At 54.0% G+C, this 24123-nt stretch carries 22 protein-coding genes; 15 read left to right on the top strand and 7 right to left on the bottom strand.

The window, feature by feature from the left end:
- The first annotated feature begins 67 nt into the window (after nt 1-67).
- Nucleotides 68-1774 carry an aldehyde ferredoxin oxidoreductase C-terminal domain-containing protein gene (locus tag ACYQ8U_RS06130; protein ID WP_459944644.1) on the top strand — a complete coding sequence of 569 codons (1707 nt, stop codon included), beginning with the start codon at nt 68-70 and terminating at the stop codon, nt 1772-1774.
- Entirely contained in the window at nt 1768-1986 is a 219-nt protein-coding gene (locus ACYQ8U_RS06125) for a MoaD/ThiS family protein (RefSeq protein ID WP_459944643.1), read from the top strand. The genes ACYQ8U_RS06130 and ACYQ8U_RS06125 overlap by 7 nt, the downstream gene beginning before the upstream one ends.
- A 16-nt stretch (nt 1987-2002) precedes the next feature.
- Here ACYQ8U_RS06125 and ACYQ8U_RS06120 read toward each other — a convergent pair whose 3' ends face one another.
- On the bottom strand, nt 2003-2146 hold the full coding sequence (locus ACYQ8U_RS06120; protein ID WP_459944642.1) for a hypothetical protein: 144 nt from the start codon (nt 2144-2146) through the stop codon (nt 2003-2005).
- A 149-nt stretch (nt 2147-2295) separates the two neighbouring features.
- Between ACYQ8U_RS06120 and ACYQ8U_RS06115 the strand changes: the two genes are divergently transcribed.
- The 3 genes from ACYQ8U_RS06115 to ACYQ8U_RS06105 all read left to right on the top strand — a co-directional run bounded on the left by ACYQ8U_RS06115 (nt 2296) and on the right by ACYQ8U_RS06105 (nt 4752).
- Nucleotides 2296-3420 (top strand): PQQ-dependent sugar dehydrogenase, encoded by a 1125-nt coding sequence (locus ACYQ8U_RS06115; protein WP_459944641.1) that lies wholly within the window; start codon nt 2296-2298, stop codon nt 3418-3420.
- Nucleotides 3421-3445: 25 nt separating this feature from the next.
- Entirely contained in the window at nt 3446-4243 is a 798-nt protein-coding gene (locus tag ACYQ8U_RS06110) for a 4Fe-4S binding protein (RefSeq protein ID WP_459944640.1), read from the top strand.
- A gap of 104 nt (nt 4244-4347) precedes the next feature.
- Nucleotides 4348-4752 carry a hypothetical protein gene (locus tag ACYQ8U_RS06105; RefSeq protein WP_459944639.1) on the top strand — a complete coding sequence of 135 codons (405 nt, stop codon included), beginning with the start codon at nt 4348-4350 and terminating at the stop codon, nt 4750-4752.
- A 24-nt stretch (nt 4753-4776) separates the two neighbouring features.
- Here the strand turns inward: ACYQ8U_RS06105 and ACYQ8U_RS06100 are convergent, their stop codons facing one another.
- A complete protein-coding gene (locus tag ACYQ8U_RS06100) occupies nt 4777-5673 on the bottom strand; it encodes a pseudouridine synthase (RefSeq protein ID WP_459944638.1) in 897 nt (298 codons plus the stop codon).
- Nucleotides 5674-5929: 256 nt separating this feature from the next.
- Here ACYQ8U_RS06100 and ACYQ8U_RS06095 point away from each other — a divergent pair, with 256 nt between their 5' ends.
- The 5 genes from ACYQ8U_RS06095 to ACYQ8U_RS06075 all read left to right on the top strand — a co-directional run bounded on the left by ACYQ8U_RS06095 (nt 5930) and on the right by ACYQ8U_RS06075 (nt 8875).
- Complete coding sequence (locus ACYQ8U_RS06095; RefSeq protein ID WP_459944637.1) at nt 5930-6358, top strand: universal stress protein; 429 nt, start codon at nt 5930-5932, stop codon at nt 6356-6358.
- Nucleotides 6359-6500: 142 nt separating this feature from the next.
- Nucleotides 6501-6818, top strand: coding sequence for an ArsR/SmtB family transcription factor (locus ACYQ8U_RS06090; RefSeq protein ID WP_459944636.1), 318 nt, complete (start codon nt 6501-6503; stop codon nt 6816-6818).
- Between the two features lie 58 nt (nt 6819-6876).
- Entirely contained in the window at nt 6877-8178 is a 1302-nt protein-coding gene (locus tag ACYQ8U_RS06085; protein ID WP_459944635.1) for a permease, read from the top strand.
- Between the two features lie 20 nt (nt 8179-8198).
- On the top strand, nt 8199-8453 hold the full coding sequence (locus tag ACYQ8U_RS06080) for a thioredoxin family protein (protein WP_459944634.1): 255 nt from the start codon (nt 8199-8201) through the stop codon (nt 8451-8453).
- An 83-nt stretch (nt 8454-8536) separates the two neighbouring features.
- Nucleotides 8537-8875: a thioredoxin family protein gene (locus ACYQ8U_RS06075; protein WP_459944812.1), complete on the top strand. Its 339-nt coding sequence runs from the start codon at nt 8537-8539 to the stop codon at nt 8873-8875.
- A 184-nt stretch (nt 8876-9059) separates the two neighbouring features.
- Here the strand turns inward: ACYQ8U_RS06075 and ACYQ8U_RS06070 are convergent, their stop codons facing one another.
- From ACYQ8U_RS06070 to ACYQ8U_RS06060, 3 genes are all read right to left on the bottom strand, one after another.
- Nucleotides 9060-9911: a DUF169 domain-containing protein gene (locus tag ACYQ8U_RS06070; RefSeq protein WP_459944633.1), complete on the bottom strand. Its 852-nt coding sequence runs from the start codon at nt 9909-9911 to the stop codon at nt 9060-9062.
- Nucleotides 9912-10089: 178 nt separating this feature from the next.
- Complete coding sequence (locus ACYQ8U_RS06065) at nt 10090-10362, bottom strand: type II toxin-antitoxin system RelE/ParE family toxin (protein WP_459944632.1); 273 nt, start codon at nt 10360-10362, stop codon at nt 10090-10092.
- A complete protein-coding gene (locus ACYQ8U_RS06060; RefSeq protein ID WP_459944631.1) occupies nt 10362-10622 on the bottom strand; it encodes a type II toxin-antitoxin system RelB/DinJ family antitoxin in 261 nt (86 codons plus the stop codon). Before ACYQ8U_RS06060 ends, ACYQ8U_RS06065 begins: the two co-directional genes overlap by 1 nt.
- 352 nt (nt 10623-10974) lie before the next feature.
- Here ACYQ8U_RS06060 and ACYQ8U_RS06055 point away from each other — a divergent pair, with 352 nt between their 5' ends.
- From ACYQ8U_RS06055 to ACYQ8U_RS06035, 5 genes are all read left to right on the top strand, one after another.
- The gene (locus tag ACYQ8U_RS06055; protein ID WP_459944630.1) at nt 10975-12963 is read left to right on the top strand and encodes a tetratricopeptide repeat-containing protein; all 1989 of its coding nucleotides are present in this window, start codon (nt 10975-10977) and stop codon (nt 12961-12963) included.
- Between the two features lie 27 nt (nt 12964-12990).
- Nucleotides 12991-13836: a caspase family protein gene (locus ACYQ8U_RS06050; RefSeq protein ID WP_459944629.1), complete on the top strand. Its 846-nt coding sequence runs from the start codon at nt 12991-12993 to the stop codon at nt 13834-13836.
- Nucleotides 13837-13925: 89 nt separating this feature from the next.
- Complete coding sequence (locus ACYQ8U_RS06045; RefSeq protein WP_459944628.1) at nt 13926-19613, top strand: CHAT domain-containing protein; 5688 nt, start codon at nt 13926-13928, stop codon at nt 19611-19613.
- 377 nt (nt 19614-19990) lie between these two features.
- On the top strand, nt 19991-20734 hold the full coding sequence (locus ACYQ8U_RS06040; protein WP_459944627.1) for a hypothetical protein: 744 nt from the start codon (nt 19991-19993) through the stop codon (nt 20732-20734).
- Nucleotides 20735-21047: 313 nt separating this feature from the next.
- Nucleotides 21048-22109: a toll/interleukin-1 receptor domain-containing protein gene (locus ACYQ8U_RS06035; protein ID WP_459944626.1), complete on the top strand. Its 1062-nt coding sequence runs from the start codon at nt 21048-21050 to the stop codon at nt 22107-22109.
- A gap of 117 nt (nt 22110-22226) precedes the next feature.
- Here ACYQ8U_RS06035 and ypfJ read toward each other — a convergent pair whose 3' ends face one another.
- Both ypfJ and ACYQ8U_RS06025 read right to left on the bottom strand, forming a co-directional pair.
- Nucleotides 22227-23135 carry a KPN_02809 family neutral zinc metallopeptidase gene (gene ypfJ, locus ACYQ8U_RS06030; RefSeq protein ID WP_459944625.1) on the bottom strand — a complete coding sequence of 303 codons (909 nt, stop codon included), beginning with the start codon at nt 23133-23135 and terminating at the stop codon, nt 22227-22229.
- Between the two features lie 105 nt (nt 23136-23240).
- Nucleotides 23241-24032, bottom strand: coding sequence for an SIR2 family NAD-dependent protein deacylase (locus ACYQ8U_RS06025; protein ID WP_459944624.1), 792 nt, complete (start codon nt 24030-24032; stop codon nt 23241-23243).
- Nucleotides 24033-24123 lie beyond the last annotated feature (91 nt).

Here is a 24123-nt window from a genome sequence, read left to right as displayed (position 1 = left end):
CCCAATCCTGCGGCACTGCAAAGGTATTTCCGGAAGAGCAAAACAGCTGAGAATAATGGAGAAAAGTATGTTTTCAATGTTACGAATCAATACCGCCACCGGTACGACAAAAATGGAGACCTGTGATTCTAAAGAATTTCTCCTCGGTGGCAGGACGCTGTCTTCCCATCTGGTCAGCAGCGAGGTGCCGGCGACCTGTGACGCTCTCGGCAGAAAGAATACCCTCTTTTTTTGCTCGGGGGTACTGAGCGGCACGACCGTATCCAGCTCCGATCGACTGAGCATCGGCGCGAAAAGTCCCCTTACCGGTGGTATCAAAGAGAGCAATGCCGGCGGGATTGTCGGCACGCGCATGGCGCAGCAGGGCTTGCGCTGTATTGCACTGGAAGATGCGCCCCCAGGTGATGCCGGGTGGAAGATTGTCGTCATTGGTGCGGAAAAAACCGAATTTGTCGACGGAAATTTTCTCGCCGGTAAAGGCGTTTATGAAAAATCCGATCTGCTCACCCAGAGATTCGGCGCCAAGGCCGGCTGCGTTACCATCGGGCCGACCGCCGAAAAACTGCTTTTCGCCACTGGTATTGCCTGCTCGGATCCGCACGGTGTCTGTTCACGTTACGCTGGACGAGGTGGACTTGGCGCGGTGATGGCATCTAAAAAGGTTATCGCGCTGGTGATCTTAAATGACGGTAAAGTGAAACCGACATTCGTCGACGAAGATGCCTTCAAGGACGGCACAAAGAAAATTGTCCAGTTGCTCAGGGAAAACCCGGTATCTTCGCTCTTTACCAAATACGGCACCGCGGCGATGGTCGACATCTGTCAATCCCTGAAGGTGCTGCCGACCCGGAATTTCCGGCACGGCGTGATGGAAGGGGCGGAAAAGATTAACGCCCAGACCATGTATGACACCATCAAGGAACGTGACGGCGAAGGACGGACACAACACGCCTGCATGCATCCATGTGCGATCCAGTGTTCCAATGTCTATCCCGATAAAGACGGTAAATTACTCTGTTCGCCGGTCGAGTATGAAACCATGGCCCTGATGGGTTCGAATCTCTGTCTCAAGGATCTCGACGCCATAGCAACAATGAACCGTATTGCCAATGATGCCGGGGTTGATACCCTTGACGTCGGTGCCGCCATCGGCGTGGCCATGGAAGCGGGCATCGCCGAATTCGGCGATACAACGGCGGCGATCGCCTTGATGGAGGAAGTCAGAGCGCTGACACCTCTTGGCCGCATTCTTGCCTCCGGTTGTAAGATTGCCGCCAGGGTGCTCGGCGTCCGGCATGCTCCCCATGTGCTCGGCCAGGCGATTCCGGCCTATGAACCGAGAGGCACTAAAGGCATGGCCATGACCTACCTGTCTTCTCCGATGGGCGCGGATCATACCTTCGGGTTTACCCTGCGGGATGAAGACGTGCCGACCAGCAAGGAAGGCAAGGTGGCCCTGTCAAAAAAATTCCAGGTCATCGGCTCCCGCATGGATGCGATGGGCATGTGCAATTTTGTGCGCTATTCGGTAAGAGATAACATGCAGCCCCTGCTCGATCTCATTCAATTCCGCTATGGTGTGGATATAACTGAAGGGGAATTTGATGATATCGTGAAAAAAACCCTGCGCATTGAACACCAGTTCAATACCGATGCAGGAATAACCGCCCAGGATTATCGGTTTACGGAAACTTTTTATGAGGAAGCCCAACCGGAAACCGGCGAGGTGATGGATATCACTGACGAAGAATCGGCCCTGGCCAGGAAATGGTAGCTGTCAATTTTAAATTGACCGATATCGGCAGGATAGAGATACCTCTGGGCAGACAGGAAACCCTGGCGACGGTGTTGCAGCAATGCCGTCGCCAGTCCGGTATCGACCTTGGCGATATTATTGCCGTGCGTTGCGGCAAGGTGATTACCAAAAATGACCTGGTGCAGGACGGCGATGAAATAGATGTCTTCCCGGCCATTTCCGGAGGTTGACGGGAGAATCTCCGTCTCAGAACTTCTTCTTCGTGCCGTAGGCAAACATGTTGTATTCGAGTAACTTCTTGAAGATATTTATCAGGACATCGTACCACGCGGGCTGATCCGCCCCTTTCTGCCCATGCTGTGCCGGTGCGGTGGTTTTTTCTGCGGCCATGTTCTGCTCTCCTGTTCGGGTCGTTTTTCCAGTTTACCGGGGTGACAATTATTTTCTTTACTGGCGCCGGTCAGTATAATTATTATCGTTATATCTCACAACGTATATCTCACAAGCGTTTCTTTTCGTGAATAAACGTGGAGGCTGTCATGATCAGGATACTCTTTATGTCGGTCCTGCTGAGTGTCATGGTGCTTGAGCAGGGTTTTTGCCGTCCGCTCCTTGTCGGCCGCAGTGCCGGGATGGATTTTCAGGTTGAAGAGGTTGTCAGTGGCCTGGGTGTTCCCTGGGGACTTGTCTTTCTGAGCCCGACAGAGCTCCTTTTCACCGAGAGGCAAGGCGAAATCTCCTTGCTCGATCTGTCTTCCGGCAGGAAAAAGGTGCTTCAGGGCGGCCCGAAGGTCTATAGTCAAGGGCAGGGGGGAATGCTCGATGTGGCCGTGCCAAAGGGATATGCACCCGGCGAGTGGATCTATTTCACCTACAGCAAAGAGCAGGCGGGGCAGGGAGTAACGACCCTGGCCAGGGCGCGTCTGTTGGATGATCGATTACAGGACTGGCAGGACCTCCTGGTCACCAGGTCAGCCACAAAAACCACCCGTCATTTCGGCAGCCGTATTGCCTTTGATGGTGCGGGACATCTGTTTTTCACCATTGGTGACCGGGGGGATCGCCCCAACGGGCAGGACCTGACAACCCATGCCGGTTCGATCCTCCGGGTCAATCTCGACGGGACGGTGCCGGACGACAATCCGTTCGCAAACGGCGCCGGGCTGCCGGAGATCTGGAGCTATGGCCATCGTAACCCGCAGGGCATTGTCTACGATACGCTGCATAACCGGCTGTGGAGTAATGAACATGGCCCGCGCGGTGGCGATGAGATCAATCTTATCCTTCCCGGCAAAAACTATGGCTGGCCGGTTGTCTCGCACGGGAAGGAATACTGGGGACCGGTACAGGTCGGCGAGGGGCGCACAAAAACCGGCATGGTTGATGCGGTTAAAGTGTATATCCCCTCTATTGCCCCGGGGAGTTTGCTGCTCTATTCCGGCAAAGCCTTTCCCGGCTGGCAGGGTAACCTGTTTGCCGGCGCCTTGGTTCAGCGTCATCTCAATAGAGTGGTGATCAGTGAGGACGGCGAAGCGGTGGAGGAAGAAAGGCTGCTGGCTGATCTTGAAGAACGTATTCGATGCGTAGTTGAAAGTCCTGACGGTTTGCTGTATTTTTCTACTGATTCCGGAAGAATTCTTCGACTTCGTCCGAAAAACCCATGATAAAATCAACCAACGGGAACCCCTGATGCAGATCAAAAAAATACGGCTTATTTCCTTTTCCCCGACCAGAACCTCGAAGAAGATTATTGACGCAATTGCCTCGGGCATGGGCGATATCCCTTGTGAAAATAATGACCTGACCTATCCCGATGCGGTTTCCGAGCTGCATGTTGCTGCGGACGAGCTGGCTATTATCGGTGTTCCGGTGTATGCCGGGCGGGTGGCAGCCCTGGCCGTGCAAAGACTTGCGGCGCTGCAGGGAAGTAAGAGCCCGGCGGTCATTGTGGTAACCTACGGCAACAGGGATTTCGAGGATGCCCTGATTGAACTGCGGGATATCGCCGTGCAAGCCAATTTTCTCCCCCTGGCCGCCGGAACGTTTATCGGAGAACACTCCTATTCCGGAGCGGAAATGCCTATCGCAGCCGACCGGCCTGATGATGCAGATCTGGCTGCTGCGAAAGCCTTTGGCGGACAAATCCTTGAAAAACTTCTGGCGGTCACCGATCCGGCAGACGCAGACAGCCTGAAGGTGCCGGGCAACATACCCTATAAAGAAGCCATGGGAAAAATGCCATTTACCCCCTTGGTCCTGCAGTCGGTATGCACGGAGTGTGGCGCCTGCCTGCCGGCCTGTCCGACCGGCGCAATCTCACTGACATCCGGAATACAGATAGACCAGAATCTCTGTATTTTTTGTTGTGCCTGCCTGAAAAGCTGCCCGGAGGATGCTTTACAGATAGCCGCCGAGCCCATCAAGCAGAAAGTACAGTGGCTGCATGAAAATTGTGCAGACCGCAAGGAACCGGGCCTGTATCTGTGACAGCCGGTGGAAAACCTTACCCCGGATAACTGAACCGACAGCATGGCAAACGCGACCTTTATTGCCATGATATTCCTCGTTAAAGAGGAGGAAAGGAGAGATCATTGACAGCAACTATTGAACCTTTGAAAAAAGTAACCCTGTCACTTCTTGCCGGCAGCGGCGGCAGTGAGTCGGAAAAATATAATCTGACCGGCTCCCCGGTTAATTTTCAATTTATCTACGGGGTGGCAAGTGACGGACTCTGTCCCTTCGAAGCAGCTCTGCACGATAAAGCCATAGGCGAGAACCTGGTGCTCGCCGTATCAAGTGGTGAAGCCCATGAGTTTTTCGGTCATCTGTTCTCGCCGCTGTATCGAGCGCTTGGCGTACAGATCATCCCTGAGACGATCACCTTGCACGCCGAGGTAACCGCTGTAACCGACGCCCTGAACCAGGAGATCGTCCAGTCTTTGGCAAAAGCTCTGGCCAGCGGTGGCTGCGGCGGTTCATGCGGCTGCGGCTGCTGATTGTCAGGATCCTGTCCGGGCCATTCACCGAGAAATTGCTTGCAGTGATAAACGTCTCGGGGAGGTAAAGGACATCTCCTGTCCGGTGATCGGATCGCGGAACTCGATTTTCCGCGACAGCAGCTGAAGAGGGCGGCTGAAATCGCAGGGTATTTCCGGCAGGAGTGTCGGATAATACCGGTCATTGACAATGGTAAACCCCAGGCCGCTCATATGCATGCGCAGCTGGTGCTTTTTCCCGGTCAGGGGTGAAAGTTGAAAGCGGGCCTGGGCCGCGCCGATCTCGAGCAGTCGGATCCGCGAACGGGCATTGATCGGGCCCGCACAGGTTTTCATCCTGAACCAGGGGTCTCCCGTTTCGAGCAGGTTTTCCACCAGCCATTCGGTCCGGCCGGAATCGGAGGGGAACCGGCCTATCGCTTCATAGGTTTTCCGTACCAGTCCATCCATAAACAGCTGTTGATACGCCCCCCTGGTTTCTTTGTTCACCGACATCAGTACCAGGCCGGCTGTGCCCTGATCAATGCGATTTATCGGCGAGAGGCACGGGTTGCCGGTGGTTTCCTGCAGCCTGTTGATCAGCGTTTCCCGCACGTAAGGCCCGCCGGGGGTGACGGGGAGAAAATGGGGTTTGCAGACCACCATCAGGTGCTGGTTGGTATAGAGAATCCGCTCCTGAAAAGGAATCGCCGGCTCTTGCCGTACCTCCCGGAAATAGAACAACCGCTTGTTGGGCATATACGCCGTTGTCAGGGTGACCGGCTGTCCCGCCTCGGTAAGCACCTTTCCCGTGGCAATCCGTTCTACCCATGTCTGCTCGGGGATTTTCGGGAAACGCCCGACAAGAAAGGCAAGCAGTGTCGGATATGGTTTTCCCGTGTCCGGCAGGGACACTATCGATGGACTCGCGGAAATGCTCAAAGAGTACCCCTTCCAGCTTTTTCAAATGTCTTTATAAAGTTGTTTTCCGATATCTCGCCCACCTTAGCAATACATCGCCGCCAATCCAAGCAAAAATCAATTTTCCCGTCCTCGTCTGGTCAATGCCTGCCATCTCTAACATATTTTATGCTTATTTGTTTGATTAAGCCGCCGGAGGTATTATAATTTATGCGTTGATGAGTTGTAATAGAAAGAGACACCACACACGGTCAATTCTTACAACAGGGGGCTCCTCATGAAAATTAACAAAATTCTTCTTCCTTATGACGGTTCTGAATATTCCAACAATGCCGCCAACTATGCGCTGAATCTGGCAAAAATGACTGGTGCGCATGTCACCATTGTCCATTGCTACGTATGGGGTTGGAATATGCCGGAGGTGCCGGAATTGATAATTAATGACATTAAAGCGAATATGAAGAAGGAGGCGGAAGAGATAGTAAAGAGAGCCGAGCGAATTTTCGCGCAGCAAGGCGTGGAATATGAACTTGATACCCGTATCGGAGACCCCGGTTACGTATTGACCAATCTCGCAAAATCCAAGAAATATGACTTGATAATCATGGGCTCGCAAGGCCACTCGGAGATTGGCGGCCTGTTCCTCGGCAGCGTCACGCATAAGGTGCTCAACAAGATTTACTGTCCGGTCCTCGTTGTTCCTTGACAGCTCTTCCGGGGCAGTCGGCCAGCTGAACGGCAAATGACGGGTGGAAGATGGAACATCTATCATCCATCCGTCGCTGCTCTAAAATATTCTTGACAATAACGCATGGTCGTTTTACCATATGGCCAACCTTGGGGGTGATATGACAGGAAAACAGAAAGCGATTATAGAAGCGAAAGCAAACGTATTGAAAGCTTTGGGTCATCCCACCCGATTGTGGATGGCTGAGCAGCTTGAGAATGGCGAAAAATGTGTCTGCGAACTGGCGGAATTTATCGACGCGGATTTTTCCACCATCTCCAAGCATCTTTCCGTCCTCAAGCAAGCTGGGGTCGTGACCGATGAAAAGCGCGGAAAGCAGGTATACTACAAACTGAAGGTGCCGTGCATCTTGAAATATATGTCCTGTGTTGAAGCTGTCATAAAAGCCCAGGCGGAAGAACACGCCGTTATCCTGTAATTTTTTTTACTTAAACACTTGGCTAAATGACCAAATATCAAACAGTGGAACTCTGATCATGAACTGGAAAACAGAATCGAAGTATCTCTTCTGGATCGTTGCCATTTTTATCGGTTGTTTTTATCTGCCGGTCGGCACCGAGCGTTTTGACCAGGCGGTCCTGGAAGGCTTCCATCTGGTTAAATCGTATGCCCGTGAGCATGTGCTTCTCTGCCTGGTACCGGCATTTTTTATTGCCGGCGCCATCGGCGTCTTTGTCAGTCAGGCCTCGGTTACCAAATACCTTGGTGCCGGGGCCAATAAAATCCTCGCCTATGGCGTGGCATCCGTCTCCGGTACGATCCTCGCGGTCTGTTCCTGCACTATTCTGCCTCTGTTCGCCGGGATCTATAAAATGGGCGCGGGACTTGGTCCGGCCACGGCCTTTCTCTATTCCGGTCCGGCCATCAACGCTCTGGCCATAATCCTCACCGCCCGTATACTTGGACCGCAGCTGGGCATTGCCCGCGCGGTCGGCGCAGTTATTTTCAGTGTTGTCATCGGCATGTCGATGGCCTTTATTTTCCGTAAAGAAGAGAAGAACAAACTGGCGATACAAATGGCCATGCCGGAAGAAGAAGTGGCCCGCCCCCTCTGGCAGACCAGCCTCTATTTTTTCGCCATGGTCGGCATTCTCGTCTTCGCCAACTGGGGAAAACCCGAAGAGGCAAGCGGTGTATGGGCGGCGATTTTTAACGCCAAATGGATCATCACTGCCGTATTTTCAGGGATTTTCGGCTTAATGCTCATCTTCTGGTTTAAGATGCGCGCCTGGAAGGTTGGCAGTGTCGCCTTACCGGTGGCTGTTCTGGCACTTTTTTTCCCCGACCAGCATCTTCTCACCTTTACGGTCGGCTTTATCGGTTTATCCATTATCACCAGTACCGACCAGGGCGAAAACAAAGAGTGGTTCTCGTCATCCTGGACCTTTGCCAAACAGATCCTGCCGTTGCTGCTGCTCGGGGTTTTGATTGCCGGGGTGCTTCTGGGGCGCGTGGGGCATGAAGGATTGGTTCCTTCCACGTGGGTGGCCCAGATGGTTGGCGGCAACTCCCTGTTTGCCAATTTTTTTGCTTCCTTTGCCGGCGCATTCATGTATTTCGCGACCTTGACGGAGGTGCCGATACTGCAGGGCCTTATCGGCAACGGCATGGGCAACGGTCCTGCGCTGGCCTTGCTGCTCGCTGGCCCCGCCCTGAGTCTGCCGAATATGCTGGTCATTAACTCGGTGCTGGGCTGGAAGAAAACTGCAACCTTTGTCGGGCTGGTTATCGTCATGGCGACGATAAGCGGAAAAATTTTTGGACTCTATGCGGGTTAATTTAATTTGTGGAGAAAATTATGAAGATTCATGTACTTGGACCTGGATGCGCGAAATGCAATCAACTTACCGAGGCTGTGGCAAAAGCGGCCGATGAGCTCGGCATCACACACGACATCGAGAAGGTGGCCGATTTTGACAAAATAATGTCTTTTGGCGTCATGATGACCCCGGGACTGGTGATCGGTGGCGAAGTAAAAAGCGTCGGCAGAGTGCCATCTTACGATGAGATCAAGAAGATGCTGCAGAAAGCTGTTGAGACAGAGTCGAAGTAATTTTTCAAAAATATGCAGGAGTTGACGTGAGAAGCTACCATGTAACAAGAAAAACTGTGCTGTTGATTTTCTTTGTATCCAGTGTGTATCTGTTGCTCGGCACCTCTGCCGATGCCACGGAACAAGGGGCGCTCCTACCCGTTCCGGGGATGGTGACCATGGTCGATCTGGGTGCGAAAAAATGCGTTCCCTGCAAAATGATGGCGCCAATTCTGGAAGAGCTGAAAAAAGAATACAGCGAGAGGGCGGCAATCGTCTTTATCGATGTCTGGGTGGATCCGGATGCCGGCAGGAAATTTGGCATACGGGCAATACCGACACAGATATTTTTCGATGCCGAGGGAAAAGAGGTTGGCAGGCATGAGGGATTTCTGGACAAGGCGAGCATTGTTGCAGAATTACAGAAGCTTGGTGTTGAATAATCCATGGATCATTTTTTTTAACGATCCATGCCTGGATGAGCCAGGGGCTCCTGATCCTGCCGGATTCTGTATCGGCCCTCGGTCTGTACTTTGTCGGGCTGCCGATAATGGACTCCATCGGCAGCTGATGATTATGGCCGGCGCTTGTAGATTAACGGATCAAGCCCGGAATGACGATGGTGTGTTACTCCGGATTGACGGCCGTGCTCTCCCCCCAGACCTTTCGGCTTCGCTCGATCTTCTTCTTGACCGTGGTCCAGGATTTTTTCATCAGAAACGATTCCCGGTACCGGGCCACCATCTGTTCGAACATGGCCAGGGGAACAGTCAGGGTGACTTCGTCGCCTTTGAAAAACTTCCGGGCCGAGATGTCCCATCCCCCAAGCACCGCCCGGTTTTCTCCCCGGGCCTGAAAATACATGGGCCAGGCCACCATGCTTCCGCAGGCCGCACTCCATGGCGAAACCACGCAAAGCGGGTCGCCGGTGACGAAGGCAGCCAGCTGGTGCATGCCGGCGATGGCTTCGGGGCGATCGAACACCACGATAAAAAGAGGCTGTTCTTCGTCGGTAAACTGATTCAGGGGTTTGAACACGCAGAATTTTCCCGGGGCAGGTTCCGGATCCAGGTTCTCGAAGATGTGACGCAGGCGGTCCGGAGAATCGCAGTAGTGTTCCCCCTCCATGTGGTTGGGGATTCCCGTGGACACGTAATGGATGATGGTTTCCAGCTGGGGCTTGTTGAAGCCCATCCAGAAGGCGCAACCCAAACATCCGTAGCGTTCGGCGGAAAAATACGCGGCGGTCTTTTTCTTTCTGGCCCGCCAGATGTGGCCGATGGCACAGGAAAAGTTACCGAACACGGTGGGCCAGTCCACCCGGTTGTCGATCTCGTTTTGCCGGGTGGGAAGGGGGAGGGGGTTGGGCGACAAGGCCGAGTTCGGCTCGGTGTCAGTGAAATACATGCCCATGGGCATTTCGGAAAGCCCTGCCGCAGCAAGAAAATCGTCCAGTGAATGTTTCCAGGATGTACTCATGATACCCTCCTAAAATAATTTCCTTTGAGAATTTTATAAGTAGACTGTCAATCTATGTCTGACTCAGAAATATTTATAATTTATTCGGTCATTTCTTTTATTTTCTGCGACCAATGTGTCCATCACCGGGCCCGAAGAATGAGCGCATGATGCAAAGTGCTGGCGGGCATCAGTCCAATCAAATTTGGAATAAGTCAGAGTGGGTTCCGGTACGCTCGAAAACAACGCGATCAGATTCAACCAGGTACATCAATAACCAGTCAGATTCAATATGGCATTGCCGTCGCCCTTTCCAGTGACCAATTAACTTATGATCCCGATGAATGGCATCAAGCGGTTCCTCCTCCACTAGAGAGCAGATGATTATTTTCAGTTTATCAAGATTTTTTCCTCGCTTTTTCATCCGTTTGGTGTCGCGCTCAAACTGCTTTGTGTAAACCGGTGTGAGCATTATATACCTAACTTTTTGAACATGTCGTCGGTGTCGTTACAAATGATGAGATCGCGTCCGGCATCCGTGTCGGAAAACGTTTTCTGTGTGATCTCATTGGGAATGACTACGTCAAAGGGCAAACCTTTTTTTAATTCAACTTGCTTGTAAAAAAGGGTTATTGCCTGGGTTGTAGTTAGTCCCAGCTGCTTGAATATTTGCTCGGCCTTGCCCTTTAAATCGGGTTCAATTCGAGCTCTTATCGTGGTTGTCTTTCCCATGGTTTACCTCCATTTACCTTTCTGCAAATGTAGCTCAAATGGGGTACATTGTCAATGGGTCTCATAAAAGGGGTCATCCCCTTTTATTTTTTATACAGTTTTGCAGGATGCTTTCATGGTCAGCAAAAGAATTTGCAGCATCTAACATAAAATGATAGCTTATACAGAATGTTTTTGACAAATTTTGGCTGGATGATCATTTTTTACATAAATCATTTAGAAAGCGATTACTTATCACCCTTGATTCTCACTTTTACGGGAATGTCGAAACCGGATTTGATCAGCGTTTCCCTATAACGGGAAGGAAGGCCGCGTTCTTAAGCGGCGTGGTCATGAACAAGGGGGAATACCAGTGAAGCTACACGCCTTTGTCGCTATGCCGTTCGGCAGCAAACCGGGGCCGGATGGGCAAGTGATCAATTTCAATCGGGTCTACGACGAACTGATTAAACCCGCGTTGCAGGCCGCGAGGCTCGAAGTCGTCCGCGCGGATGAAGAGGAACGCGCCGGCGACATCCGCATCGATATGTTCCAGGAACTGCTCATCGCTGATCTGGTGGTGGCTGACCTCACCCTGCCCAACCCCAATGTCTGGTACGAACTCGGCGTACGCCATGCGCTGCGGGCGCGCGGCGTGGTCATCGTCTGCGGCGGCCAGGTCACTACCGCCTTCGATCTCTATACCGACCGCAAGCTGCGCTACGGCATCAAGGACGGCGGGCCGGACACGGCGACGCTCGCCAGTGACATCCAGCGCCTGACCGAGATGGTCAAAGCGACCATGGAATCCTGGCACGGCCGCAAGGTCAGCCCGGTGTATCAGTTGTTGTCCAACCTGCAGGAGCCTGACTGGAAATCCCTGCGTATCGGGAACGTGCGCGAGTTCTGGGAGCGACACGACGCCTGGGAAGATCGAATTGTGCTTGCCCGCAAGGCAGGTCATATCGGCGACGTGCTGGTGCTGGCTGACGAAGCCCCTGTTGCCGCCTTTCGCGCCGAAGCCTGGATTCGCGCGGGGGTGGTCCTGCGCAAGGCGGGGCGCTTCGACTTTGCGCTGGAGCAGTTGGAACGGGGGTTGGAAGTGGAACCGGGCAACCTCACCGGCCTGCGCGAGAAGGGAATGTGCCTGCAGAGGTTGGCGCTGGCCCATGTCCCGGGGTGTTCCCTGGACCGTGCGCGTGAACACTATCGCAATGTGCTGGAGCAATACCCGGACGACCCGGAAACCTGGGCATTGCTTGGGCGCGTGGACAAGGATGCCTGGATCGTGGCCTGGCGCCGGCCCGACATAACACCGGAGCAGATGCGCGATGATGCAGCTTACGAAGACGCACTGCTGCGCGCCGCCATCAAGAGCTACGCCGAGGGTTACCGGCGCAACCAAAGCCACTATTACTCGGGCATCAACGCACTGACATTGATGCAGCTGTATCGTCATCTCACCGGCGAGACACGCTACGATCGGGAGATGGCCATTCTGGCAGGGGCGGTGCGTTTCTGCGCCGAATGCGAGCCCGACGAAAACCAACGCTACTGGTCGCTGGCGACCCTGGGTGATCTGGAAGTGCTGGTTGGCATACCGGACAGCGTCAAAGCTGCCTACAAGGAGGCCATCGCCAGAAACGACAAGAGCTGGTTCGACCTCGACTCCTGCCGGGCACAGCTCCTGCTCCTCAAGGATCTCGGGCTGCAGCCGGACAACGTCGACGCAGGGCTCGCAACCTTCGAGCGCGCCCTGCAAAAACTGATCAAGCCCGAAGACCAATGGCAGCCGCGCCAGGTGTTCCTGTTCAGCGGCCATATGGTGGACGCGCCAGGCCGTACTCCAGCACGCTTCCCACCGGAGAAAGAATCCATCGCCGCGCAGAAAATCGCCGAAGCCCTGCACCAGCTCGGTGCGGGTCCTGACGATCTCGCCCTCACCCAGGGCGCCTGCGGCGGCGACCTTTTGTTCACCGAAGCCTGCCTCCAGCGCGGGGTACAGGTGCACTGGCTGCAACCCTTCAGTGAGCCCGAATTCATCCAGAAATCGGTGGTACACAACTATGAGGCCTGGCGCCCGCGCTATCTCGACGCCAGAGTAAAACTGGCCGCGCCCATTCGCTCCGCCCCCGACGCACTTGGCCCCCCACCTCCTCATTCTGAGCCGGACTACCCCTACGAACGCTGCAACCTCTGGCTGCTCTATACCGCCTTCGCCCGCGGTGTAGACAAGGTAAACTTTGTCTGCCTGTGGAATGGACAAGGGGGCGATGGTCCAGGAGGCACGGCGCATATGTACAACGAAGTAAAACGACGCACAGGACGGGTAACGTGGATCGATACCCGCAATCTTCGGTAAACCAGAGGCAGCATCAAGGAGAAAGCCATGACCAAGCGCGCAGTGTTAATCGGCATCAATCGCTACAGTATCCCCGGCGCGGACCTGCGGGGGTGTGTCAACGACGTCAAGAACATGCAGGATGTACTCACCAGGTATTACGGTTTCAAGGCGGATGACATTGCCGTGCTGACTGATTTGGCGGCAACCAAGAAAGCGATGCAGGCGGCGATTGTCGATCTGTTGAACCAGGGGCAGGCGGAGGATGTGCTGTTGCTGCATTACTCAGGCCACGGTTCCAACGTGCCGGACGATGATGGCGACGAGGCAGACAACCGTGACGAAATACTGTGTCCGACCGACCTCGACTGGAAGGATCCGCTCAGGGACGACTGGCTCCGAACGACCTTCGACAAGCTGCGCCCGGGAGTGAGTCTGACCGTCATCATGGACTGTTGCCACTCCGGCACCAACACCCGTGCCCTGCTGCCGCCGGATGCGCCGATGATCCCGCGTTATCTGCCCAACCCCTGGGACATCATGGCCGAGGAGTCCGGGCGTACACTGCGCGGCAAGCTGCGCGGCGAATTGCGCACCTCCCCGCGGGCATTGCGCAAGGAATCAGATGTCGTGGTGGCCGATATTCCGGAGCTTCTCGTTACCGGGTGTCGTGATACCCAAACCTCGGCCGACGCCTACATCGGCAAGAGCTACAACGGCGCGCTCACCTACTATCTTGTCGAGGCGCTTGCAGAGGGTGAGGGGAAGATCAGCTATCGCGATCTGCACGCCAAGACGGTGGCCAAGCTTCAACAGAGCGATTACGATCAGGTGCCGCAGCTTGAAGGACGCAAGGAGCAGTTCGACCGGCAATTTCTTTCGCCGCTGGTGTGAGCTATGAGTGAAAAACGCCTGCCAAGCAGTCTTGTGGGCAGCAGAACTCAAACGTAACGCGCCTGAGGCGCACATAGGGAGAGGACGCGATGACCATCCAACTTCTCATTCCGGGGCGGAATGAACCACTGGAACCCTTTCGCGCGCGGTTACGCGGCACGGCTGAGGCCCCGCCCACTACAGATCTGCTGAATAATATAGAGGTGGTGCATGCCTTCGACCTTTCCCAGCCGGCCCGAGCAACTGCCAAAGGTGCACCACTGGTGGTGGAGGTAGAGGACGACGACATCCTGGAGATCGAGGTCGACGGTGGGTTGACGCTGTGGACATCGGCCGAGCGTTATAAGAAGAGGGTGGAGCTTTGGCATCCCGAGGCCATCTCTGACCGCGGCCTGAAACTGATGGGTTTGCCGGGGCCCAGCATTGCGGATCGCGGCGTAAAGGACTGGTTCACCGGGGCGCTGCGGGTGCTGCGCCTGAAGGCTGATGATCTTGTCGAGCAGCTGAAAGATCCCAGGAGCTGGACGGATTGTGTCAAGGACCTGGCACTTGAACAGGTGGAAAAGGCCGGCGCCTGGGCGACTGCCAAACTGCTCATGTATCTGATCGAAAAGCGGCTCACGCCCGCCCCGGGCTTGTACCGCTGGTCCTCGATGGACGCCAATGCCCCGCATGACCTCACCAAGGCTCAATTGCTGATGCCAAACGACCTGCCCAGGGACAAACCCATCCTGGTGTTTATCCACGGTACTGCTTCACGCACTCTCGGCAGCTTCGGGGCCTTTTGCGAAGGCGATGCCAGCCAGGAATGGCGCACACTGCGGGCAAGCTTCGGTGAACATATCTATGCCTTCGAACATCGCACCATGAGCGAAAGCCCCATCGACAACGCCCTCGCTCTTGCCGAGCTCTTGCCGGAAGGCGCGCAGGTTTCTCTGGTCACCCACTCTCGAGGCGGCCAGGTGGGGGATCTGCTCTGTCTGGACGTGGCCGATTTTGACGATGCCCGCATCGATCGTTTCAAACGTCCCGGCTCGAAATTTGATGAGGCCGACCGCCATGACAGGAAGCAACTCAAACGTCTGCGCGACCAGCTGCAACAGAAACGCCCGCGCATCATGCGTGTTGTCCGCGTGGCCTGCCCGGCGCGTGGCACCCTGCTGGCCTCGGACAACATTGACGAATTTCTTTCACTGCTGACCAATCTCATCGGCTACATCCCGGGCGTCGGTCAATCGCCGGTCTACGAGGTCATCAAGCGCGTGACATTACAGGTGGTGCGGGATCGCACCGACCCGGCACTGATCCCTGGTATCGAGGCGATGATGCCGGAGTCACCCCTGGTAGCCCTGGTGAATGGTGCCACCGGCGCGGGGGGAGAACTGGCGGTAATCGCCGGGGACATCGAGGGCGGCAACTGGTTAAAGCGCATTGCCGTGTTCGTCAGCGACCGCTTCATCTATGAGCAGCGTGACAACGATCTCGTGGTCAACACCGATTCGATGTTCTACGGTGCACGGCGTGCGGAGGAATATTACCTCTTCGATCAGGGCTCCGACGTCAGCCACTTCAATTATTTCCAGAACGCGCGCACCCGTATCAAGCTCGCTCAATGGTTGTTGGCCTCTGCCGGACAGCCGCCAGAAGGGTTCACACCGTTTGAGCCGGAGCATGTTCAGCCGGTGCCCATGCAGCGCGCATTGCAGATTCGCGCGGATGTACCCAGGCCGGCGGTGTTTGTGCTGCCGGGGATCATGGGATCGCAATTGGAGCGCAAGAACCACCGCGTCTGGCTGGATTACCCGGATTTGATGGTGGGCGGCTTAGGCAAGATCGAGGACATTCACGACAGCACCATCAAGGTCACTGGTCTGCTGGGTGAATACTACGACCAACTCTGTACTTATCTTGCGGGTAGCCATCAAGTGTTGCCTTTTGCCTACGACTGGCGCAAGTCCATCCGTGACGCCGCCGCCGCCTTGGGCAAAGAGGTCCGCACGGTACTGAAGAAGACGTCCCAGCCGGTGCGCTTCATCGCCCACAGTATGGGTGGTCTGGTGGTTCGCCGCTTTATTGCCGATCATGCGGGTTTATGGGATGAGGTCTGTGCTCGACCGGGGAGCCGAGTCGTCATGCTGGGCACGCCGAACCGCGGGTCTTATTCCATGGTCGAGAGCCTGCTTGGCGCCGCCGAGACTGTGCGTCAGCTTGCCTTGCTCGACCTGGCACATGACCTTCAGCGGGTGGTCGACATCATTGGTGGTTTCCAGGGGGCATTGGAATTATTGCCCCAGAATTCATTGTCTCGGCAAGGGGAGGACGCGGCGGCTGACTGGTTTACCGAGGAGACCTGGAAGGTGCTTAAAAAAGCGAATGGAAATTGTGCCGCCGTGCCTACCGCCAGGATGCTGGCGGATGCACAGAATTCCGTGGCTTCGTTACCTGAAAATATTCCTCATGCTGACCGCGTGGTCTACGTGGCGGGCAGTGCGCCCATGACGCCCTGTGGTGCAAAGGTCGACGAACATGGCCGCGTGGTCCTGTCATCGACTGGTGCAGGCGATGGTCGGGTAACGCACGAAGCAGGCAAACTGCCGGGTGTGGTGACATGGTATATGGCCGCTGAACACGGTGAACTTGCTGCTCATAAACCGGCGTTCCCGGCGTTGGTAGAACTGCTCGAACAAGGCAAGACGACCAAGCTGTCGTCCACGCCTCCCAGCCTGGCACGTGGCGAGATCAGGGATTTACCCTACACGCCGCAACCGGTGCTGTACCCCACGCGAGGCGAACTTATCGCAGGCTTGATGGGGAAACCCGTGCGGGCTTACCGCCGACGCGAACCGGTGAGTCTCAGCGTCTGGGTCACCCATGGAGATCTGCGTTACGCCACCTATCCGGTCATGGTGGGCCATTATCTCGGCGACACCATCGTCGCTGCCGAAAGTTACCTGGACAGCAAACTCGACCACGCGCTGTCGCAACGTTATCAACTTGGCGTCTATCCCGGGGCTCTGGGGACAACCGCCATCGTGCAGCGCCCGACGAGCGAGCTGGATATACGCCTGGGCATTCCGCGTGGGGCGATCGTGATTGGCCTCGGGCGGATGGGTGAACTGGGAACAGGTGCACTGGAAAACACCGTACGTGAAGGCGCATTGCAATATGCACTGCAAACGTATCACAGCGCACCTCGTGCAATCAAAGAGGACAAAACGCTGGAGATTGGACTCAGCACCTTGCTGCTCGGCGCCAATTCGGCATCCAAAATTACGGTGGAGGACTCGGTTACAGTCCTGATGCGCGCGGTTGCGCAGGCAAATTCCAAGTTGGCCAGGACGCACATCCCGGTGCGTATCAAGCAGCTTGAAATCATCGAGCTATTCATCGATGCAGCAACGCAGGCGGCGCATGCCGCACGCGAACTCGCCTCCGCGGTTGCTCAGTCTTTGCACGTGCGTATCGATGCACAGCCAGAGTTGGTGGTCGGCCGCAATGGCCGCACCCGGCGTTCGCTCAGGTCTGTACCAGGACAGTGGCGGCGCTGGTCGGTGACGGCTGAATCCGTTCCACACACAACGACGCGACTGCCCGCGTTACCGAAAGCGATGGCCGAGCGCTTCAAGGCCAGCTTGTCCGATGTCAGCCAGCTGGATGAGCCGACCTGGCGCGTCGTGCTGGACTGCGCCTTCGCTGACAGCACCGACCGCGAACAACCGCATCTCGCCTTGCGCTATGTCGCCACCGCAGACCGGGCCCGTACCGAAGTGAGCGTGCAGCAACGTCAGCCCGAGCTGATCGACAGGTTTGTGCAACTCTCGGTACGAGATACCCAGTTCCGGCTGGGGACAGCCCGCACCCTGTGCGAATTGCTGCTGCCTAACCAGATAAAAGACAGTATCGGGCAGACCACACGCCTTGTGCTCGAGGTCGATGCCGAGACGGCCAACTATCCCTGGGAGCTGATGGTGGATGAGGGCGAGCCGCTCTGCGTGAAACTCGGATTCGTGCGGCAATTGCGGACGGGGCATTATCGGATGCAGATTCGATCCGCCACATCCAAGTGGGCCTATGTCGTTGGCGACCCTGTGACCTCGGCCACCATCCCCTCCTTGCCGGGGGCACGCGCCGAGGGACGGCTGGTTAAAGATTTGCTGGCAAGCAAGAACTACAGCGTGGAGTACAACTCTGAGCGGCACAACGCCCTTGATGTGTTCAACCGGCTTTTTGCACAACCCTATCGCATCCTGCACCTGGCGGGGCACGGCTACTACGAGGCCTCAACCACGGCGGGTCGACCGGCGCGCAGCGGCATGGTGCTGGAAGGGGGCTTGTATCTCACCGCCGTTGAAATCGCCCAGATGCGTCATATCCCCGATCTGGTTTTTCTCAACTGCTGTCATTTGGCGAAAATGGGCCCCGAGGCCAAAGAGACCAACCCGGTCGCTTATAACAAACTTGCCGCCAGCCTATCGCGTGAACTGATCGAGATGGGGGTGCGGGCCGTGGTCGCTGCCGGCTGGGCTGTGGACGATAACGCGGCAAACGAATTCGCCAAGTCCTTCTACACGGCCATGCTCTATGGCGCGACCTTCGGCAACGCATTGCAAAAAGCACGTAAAGAAACCTGGAACCAATTCCGAGACCGCAATAACACCTGGGGTGCCTACCAGGCCTATGGTGATCCCGATTTCCGCCTCAACACCGACGAAACAGCTGGCGAAAAAGTTGATGGCCAGCCGTATGCATCGGCGGAAGAAGTACTCTATGACTTAGGTTCGATACGGATAACGTCACAGGATATTTCGAATGCAGAAACAAAAGAGATGAAGCAGCAAATGAAAACATCCTTACTGCAAGAGCTGGCAGACCTGAAAGACAAATGCTCGGCTGCGTGGCTTGCCCAGGGAGCTGTGTCATCTCGATTTGCCCGGGCCTATGGCGAGCTGGGTGAGTTTGAAATCGCCATCGAGTATTACCGGAAAGCTTTGAGCGCAGACGGGGAAGACAGCGGTGTACTCATCTCGGCCGCCGAACAGCTTGCCAATCTTCAAGCCCGCTTGGGGGGAGATCAAGACGCCCCTAATCCCGAATTAATCAAAGAGGCCATTGAACGTCTCCAGCATCTGCTTGCAATTGGCAGCACCCTTGAGCGCCTGGCCTTGTTGGGCAGTGCCTATAAACGTCTGGCTCAGGTAAAAGCAGATCGCGAAGGTATTATCGCAGCGCTCAAACAATCGGCCGCCTATTACAAAGAAGCGGCCGAAACCGGGGTCCAGCGGGGTCAGTTCGATCCCTACCACGGCCTGAACTGGATCATCCTTGAGACCCTCCTGGGCAACACACTGCCCGATGCCGAATCCTGGTTGGCACGCTGCGAAGCAGTTGCCGTCGAACGTTATGCCGCCTCACGCAAACTGTGGGATGCCGTCGCCTCGCCCGATGCCGACATCGTCCGTCGCCTGCTGCGAGGTGATCTGAAAGCCGAAGCCGTCGCCTCCATTATCGCCGGTTATCACGAGGTGTTTGTCACCGCCCAGGCTACACCGCGCGAACAGGACTCGGTGGTAGGGCAGCTAAAATTTATTAAGAACATGCTCAAACAGCTGGGAGGTGACGACGCCACTGTCAAAACGATCGATGACATTCTGAAAGGACTGGCTGGGGAGAAAGAGGAAAAAACGTCCACGACCGCAGTCGAATTGCCACGCTCAAAACCAAAAGGTGAGCCAGAAGGCAAGAGTGGGCGGAAAAAACGGACACAACAGAAGACCTAACAATGATCAGCCGAATCGTGCCAGGTATCTCTTCACCTGCCGCGCATGCGATGATGGTGTGGTGCTTGCACAGCCTATTTGCGACAAACCCAACGTCAGTGTATCAGGCCGTCATTGAGGTTGGTCGTCAATAATGGATACGAAGATTTACTGACATCTTTGCCGCATGGCACACCTAGAAACGTGCCAGCACAGCACCAAGGACTTGTATCATATGAAGTTCTCCAAAATTGTATGTCTTTTCATTGTGGATGACATGCAGAGAAGTCTAAAACAACAATTACCGACCACAACGTTGGATACCGACCGGGCGTAAGGCTGCCCGGACGGGTTAACGGCGCAGCTGTTAGACCTAAAGCGACACAGGAGGACAAAAGATGTATCCAAAGGATTTTTTCCAAACACACGATGTAAAGACTAAAAAAGGCCAGTGTTTCGTCTTGATGCCCTTCATGGAAGCGATGAACGATATCTTCGAAACAATTCGTGAAGCAGTCGAGAGCCATGAACTGAACTTCACGTGCATGCGCGCAAAGGATCTAACCGGCGGTGGCTACATTCTTGACGACATCCTTAAAGGAATTGAAGAATCTGAAATAGTGATAGCCGATCTTACTACAAGCAATCCAAATGTATTCTACGAAGTTGGGATAGCGCACACTCGTAAGGACAAGGAGAAGATAATTCTCCTGACCCAGAACATTGATACTGTGCCTTTCGACCTCCGGCCCTTTCGTTGCATCATGTACCGCCAAAGTATCGGAGGAGCCAAAGAGCTTCAGCGCGAGCTGGTTCGGGCAATTATTGACATTGTCAAGGGCTTCTTCCGCTTCTCACTGAGAGACGGCGAGGAGTGGAAAACTCCCAAGATGCTGTTTGGCAAGGACAATTGCCTCTACGGCGTACGTGTTCACGACTCAGCCATTGGTGGTGACGCAGCCAAGTTCATGCTGAGCATGACACGCAAAATCGCAGGAGAGCCGATTGAGCAAATTAAGAATACTGGGCATGGGATAGGCATAGGCGGTACGGTTAAGGTACCATACATTCCTTGGAAAATTACGCTTGAATCGGTTCGTGATGACCTTGCCTTTTTTAGCCTTTCTCAAGAGCCAGACTGAAGTTAGGTGTATCTATAATGACAGCTATGAAAGGGATCATAGAGAACCTGCGGTTACCTAATTTTTTCTGCACCTGACCGGTGTTCCGCGGTCGCTCCACACAGTCAGGTGAGAAAATCGTTCTCGGCACTGCATCGCCGAGAATCGCGGTGCTGACTACGTCGAGCACCTTGCCCCGGCGCTTTGCGCCAGAACCAGGCGCTTCACTTGACGTCGAGAACGTATGAGGCGCTGGAGCGGCAAGTTTGTTGGCGGCGCAAGTGAGTGCCGAGATTATGCGTATGACCTTTTGTCCAGAACTTGGAGGTGCTTTATGAAAGACATCAATGTACTTGATCGTACAATCTTCGTCAGTTATGCACACGAAGATAGAGAAAGGATCAAGCCGATAGTCTCATACCTTGCTGAGACCGGATTTTCAATCTGGTGGGATCAGCAAATTCCACCTGGTTCGAACTTTCGGTACGTCATCCAGGAAGCTCTGGAAAGTGCTGCATGTGCAGTTGTGTTTTGGACGAACAACTCAATCAAGAGTGATTTTATTTGGTCTGAAGTACAAAAAGCGAAAGACAGAGGCGTTTTAGTTCCTGTGAAGTTAGACGAAGATGCTGATATACCTCTCGGATTCTCCGAAATGCATCACATAGAATTATTTGGCTCCATCACAACGAAGTCATCTGGTGTTAAGAAGCTGATCCACAGCCTGAAGCAGTTACTAAGGATGCCGACAAAGCAGGAGGGGTACGCCGGGACCTTAAAAGAAAACGATTGGGTTGTTTCACAGACGGATTCAGCAACATCTGAGCTGAAGAATCTGGTTTCGCAAATTGGAGATATCAGTAAAATAATTTTGTTGGATGATCAGTCTAATAAAGCTATCCGGGGGGCCTTGGCGGAAGTAGAGAAAACCTATAAGTCGGTGTTGAAGGCGATCCAAGAATTTATCGAACCCGCTCTTGGTGTGGATCGAGTTGACGCGAAATCTTATGCGAAATTAGCAAGGCGATCCCTTGCAACTGACATTCGCAATGGTAGAGGTCATTGCAAGCGAATACTTGCCTATTATGCCACAGTGGGTGGTATGCGTGAAAAGCTAACTGCGGAAAAGAGTGAAAAAGAGTTGGCTGAAATAGACAGCATCTTTGGCAGATTAGGTTCAGCAGATGGCGATCTTTTTGAACAACTGGAGGAGATTGGGAGGGTTCTTACAAACGAGTCTAGAGTAATTGTTGGACTTCTTGCAAGCGGGCAAGAGAAACAAGGAAGAGAAAGGATTATTGCTGCCAATGAGAAGTTGACCTCTCTGGAAGATGATTTAGATAGGGCAATGTCGGAACTCCAGCAATTACAGGAAGCGCTCGGTTATGCAAATTAGATTTCGCATGTTGAGCGAATATGCATAATGGCACAAATTCAGCCGACGCCAAATAGAGAATATGATGGCCAGATACAAGCTCAATTCCTATGCCCAAGGCCAATTCATTCCAGTCTTTTAGAAATTGTTAAAGGTGTCACAACTTTCCATGTTGCCATTTTCGAAACCACTTTTGAACCATTTTACACGTTGTGCCGCACTGCCATGGGTAAATGAATCCGGGCTTACATAGCCTTGTGACTGTTTTTGTAGAGTGTCATCACCGATGGCGCTGGCAGCAGTCAGACCTTCTTCTAGATCACCTGCTTCGAGTAATTGTCGGGTGCGGTTGGCATGATTGGCCCAGACGCCTGCCAGGCAGTCGGCTTGCAGCTCCTGCCGCACGGAGAGCTCGTTGGCTTTCGTCTTGCTGAGTTTGGCTTGGGCCGCATGGACTTGACTGGAGATACCCAGCAGGTTTTGAACATGGTGACCGACTTCGTGGGCAATGACATAGGCCTGGGCAAAGTCGCCCGGGGCCTTGAAACGGTTTTTCAACTGATCATAAAAACCGAGGTCGATATAGACCTGTTGATCACTTGGACAATAAAATGGTCCCATGGCTGATTGGGACATTCCGCAAGCGGATTTTACTGCATCACGAAACAGCACCAGGCGTGGCGGCTGATAGACTATTCCCCTTTCTCGAAACAAGACGGTCCAGGTGTCTTCGGTATCGGCCAGGACGACTGAAATGAAGTCTACCAATTCTTTTTCTTCCGCCGTTTCTTGAATTGCTTCTGAAGACACACCGCCTGTGGAATCTGGTTGCAGACCAAGGCCACGCAAGATAAAGCCGAGGTCTCCGGTAAACAAACCGTAGGCGCCTACACACAATAGCAGTATGACAGTACCCTTGAAGCCCAGAAATTGGAATATCACGGAAAGAAGGCGCCAATTACCACTGCTGCCGCCTCCGAGTCCAGATACACGTTCACCACGACGATCTTCCACATTGTTACTTTTACGATTTCCACGCCATCGCATAATTATTTCCCCAATGTATAAGAATTTCTCCTATCAGAGATGAAGTGTTAGAAAACAGCTCTTGCCATTATGGGAATCTATTGTTCTCTGACCCGTTTTTGCTCATCAACTTTTGAACAGTGCATGTACACTTTGTCCAAACAAGGGCAGGGTTGATGTCAGATCACCTTCAAAAAAATAGTCGGCAACCGGAGTCGTTTTGGTGTATCCGGGAAAGGAGAGCGCCTGTTCCCGGTTGAATTCGTAGATAAGACCGCCTCGCTCCTTCACCAGCATCGGTAGTCCAGCGGCAGGGTATACCTTGGCCGACGTACCGATGACCAGCAGCAGGTCGCAATTAACCATAAGCTCTTCGATTTCCTCCAGATTCCTGACTACCTCGCCAAACAGTACAACGTTCGGTTTAAGGGGAAAATGGCAACGTGCGCACATCGGAATGTCTTTCATTGTGTAATGGCTTTCCGTAACCTGGATAATTGTATGGCATTGAAGACATTGCAGATGTTGGTGATCACCGTGGATTTCCAGCACATTTTTACTGCCTGCGGCCTGATGCAAATTGTCGACGTTCTGGGTCACCAACCCTTGCAGAAGACCTTTCTCTTCTAATTCAGCCAGTACCTTGTGCGCCTGATTCGGCTTTTTACCAAGGAGGCCTTTGCCAAGCGTACGGTAGAGCTTCCATGCCTTTTCCGGGTTTTTATGGAACACATCGAGGGTGGCATATTCATCCGGGGAAAAGATTGTCCATACACCGCCGGGACTACGGAAATCGGCGATACCACTGTTGACCGAAATACCTGCACCGGTGAGCGCAGCAGGACAGGCTGCTCTGCAGAATTTTTCCGCTGCTTCTTCGAGGTATGCAGTATTTTTATGGGGAATGATGGTTTTCATAAAGTTCCACACTCCTTTGTCTGTGGGCAGGGGATGTATGGTGGCATCAAATAGTCTGGGTTCCTTGTTCTTTAATTTTTATAATTACACT

The sequence above is a fragment of the Desulfocastanea catecholica genome (assembly GCF_054657295.1).
Note: the sequence above shows the minus strand (reverse complement) of the source record. Positions and strands in the feature narration are given on the sequence as shown.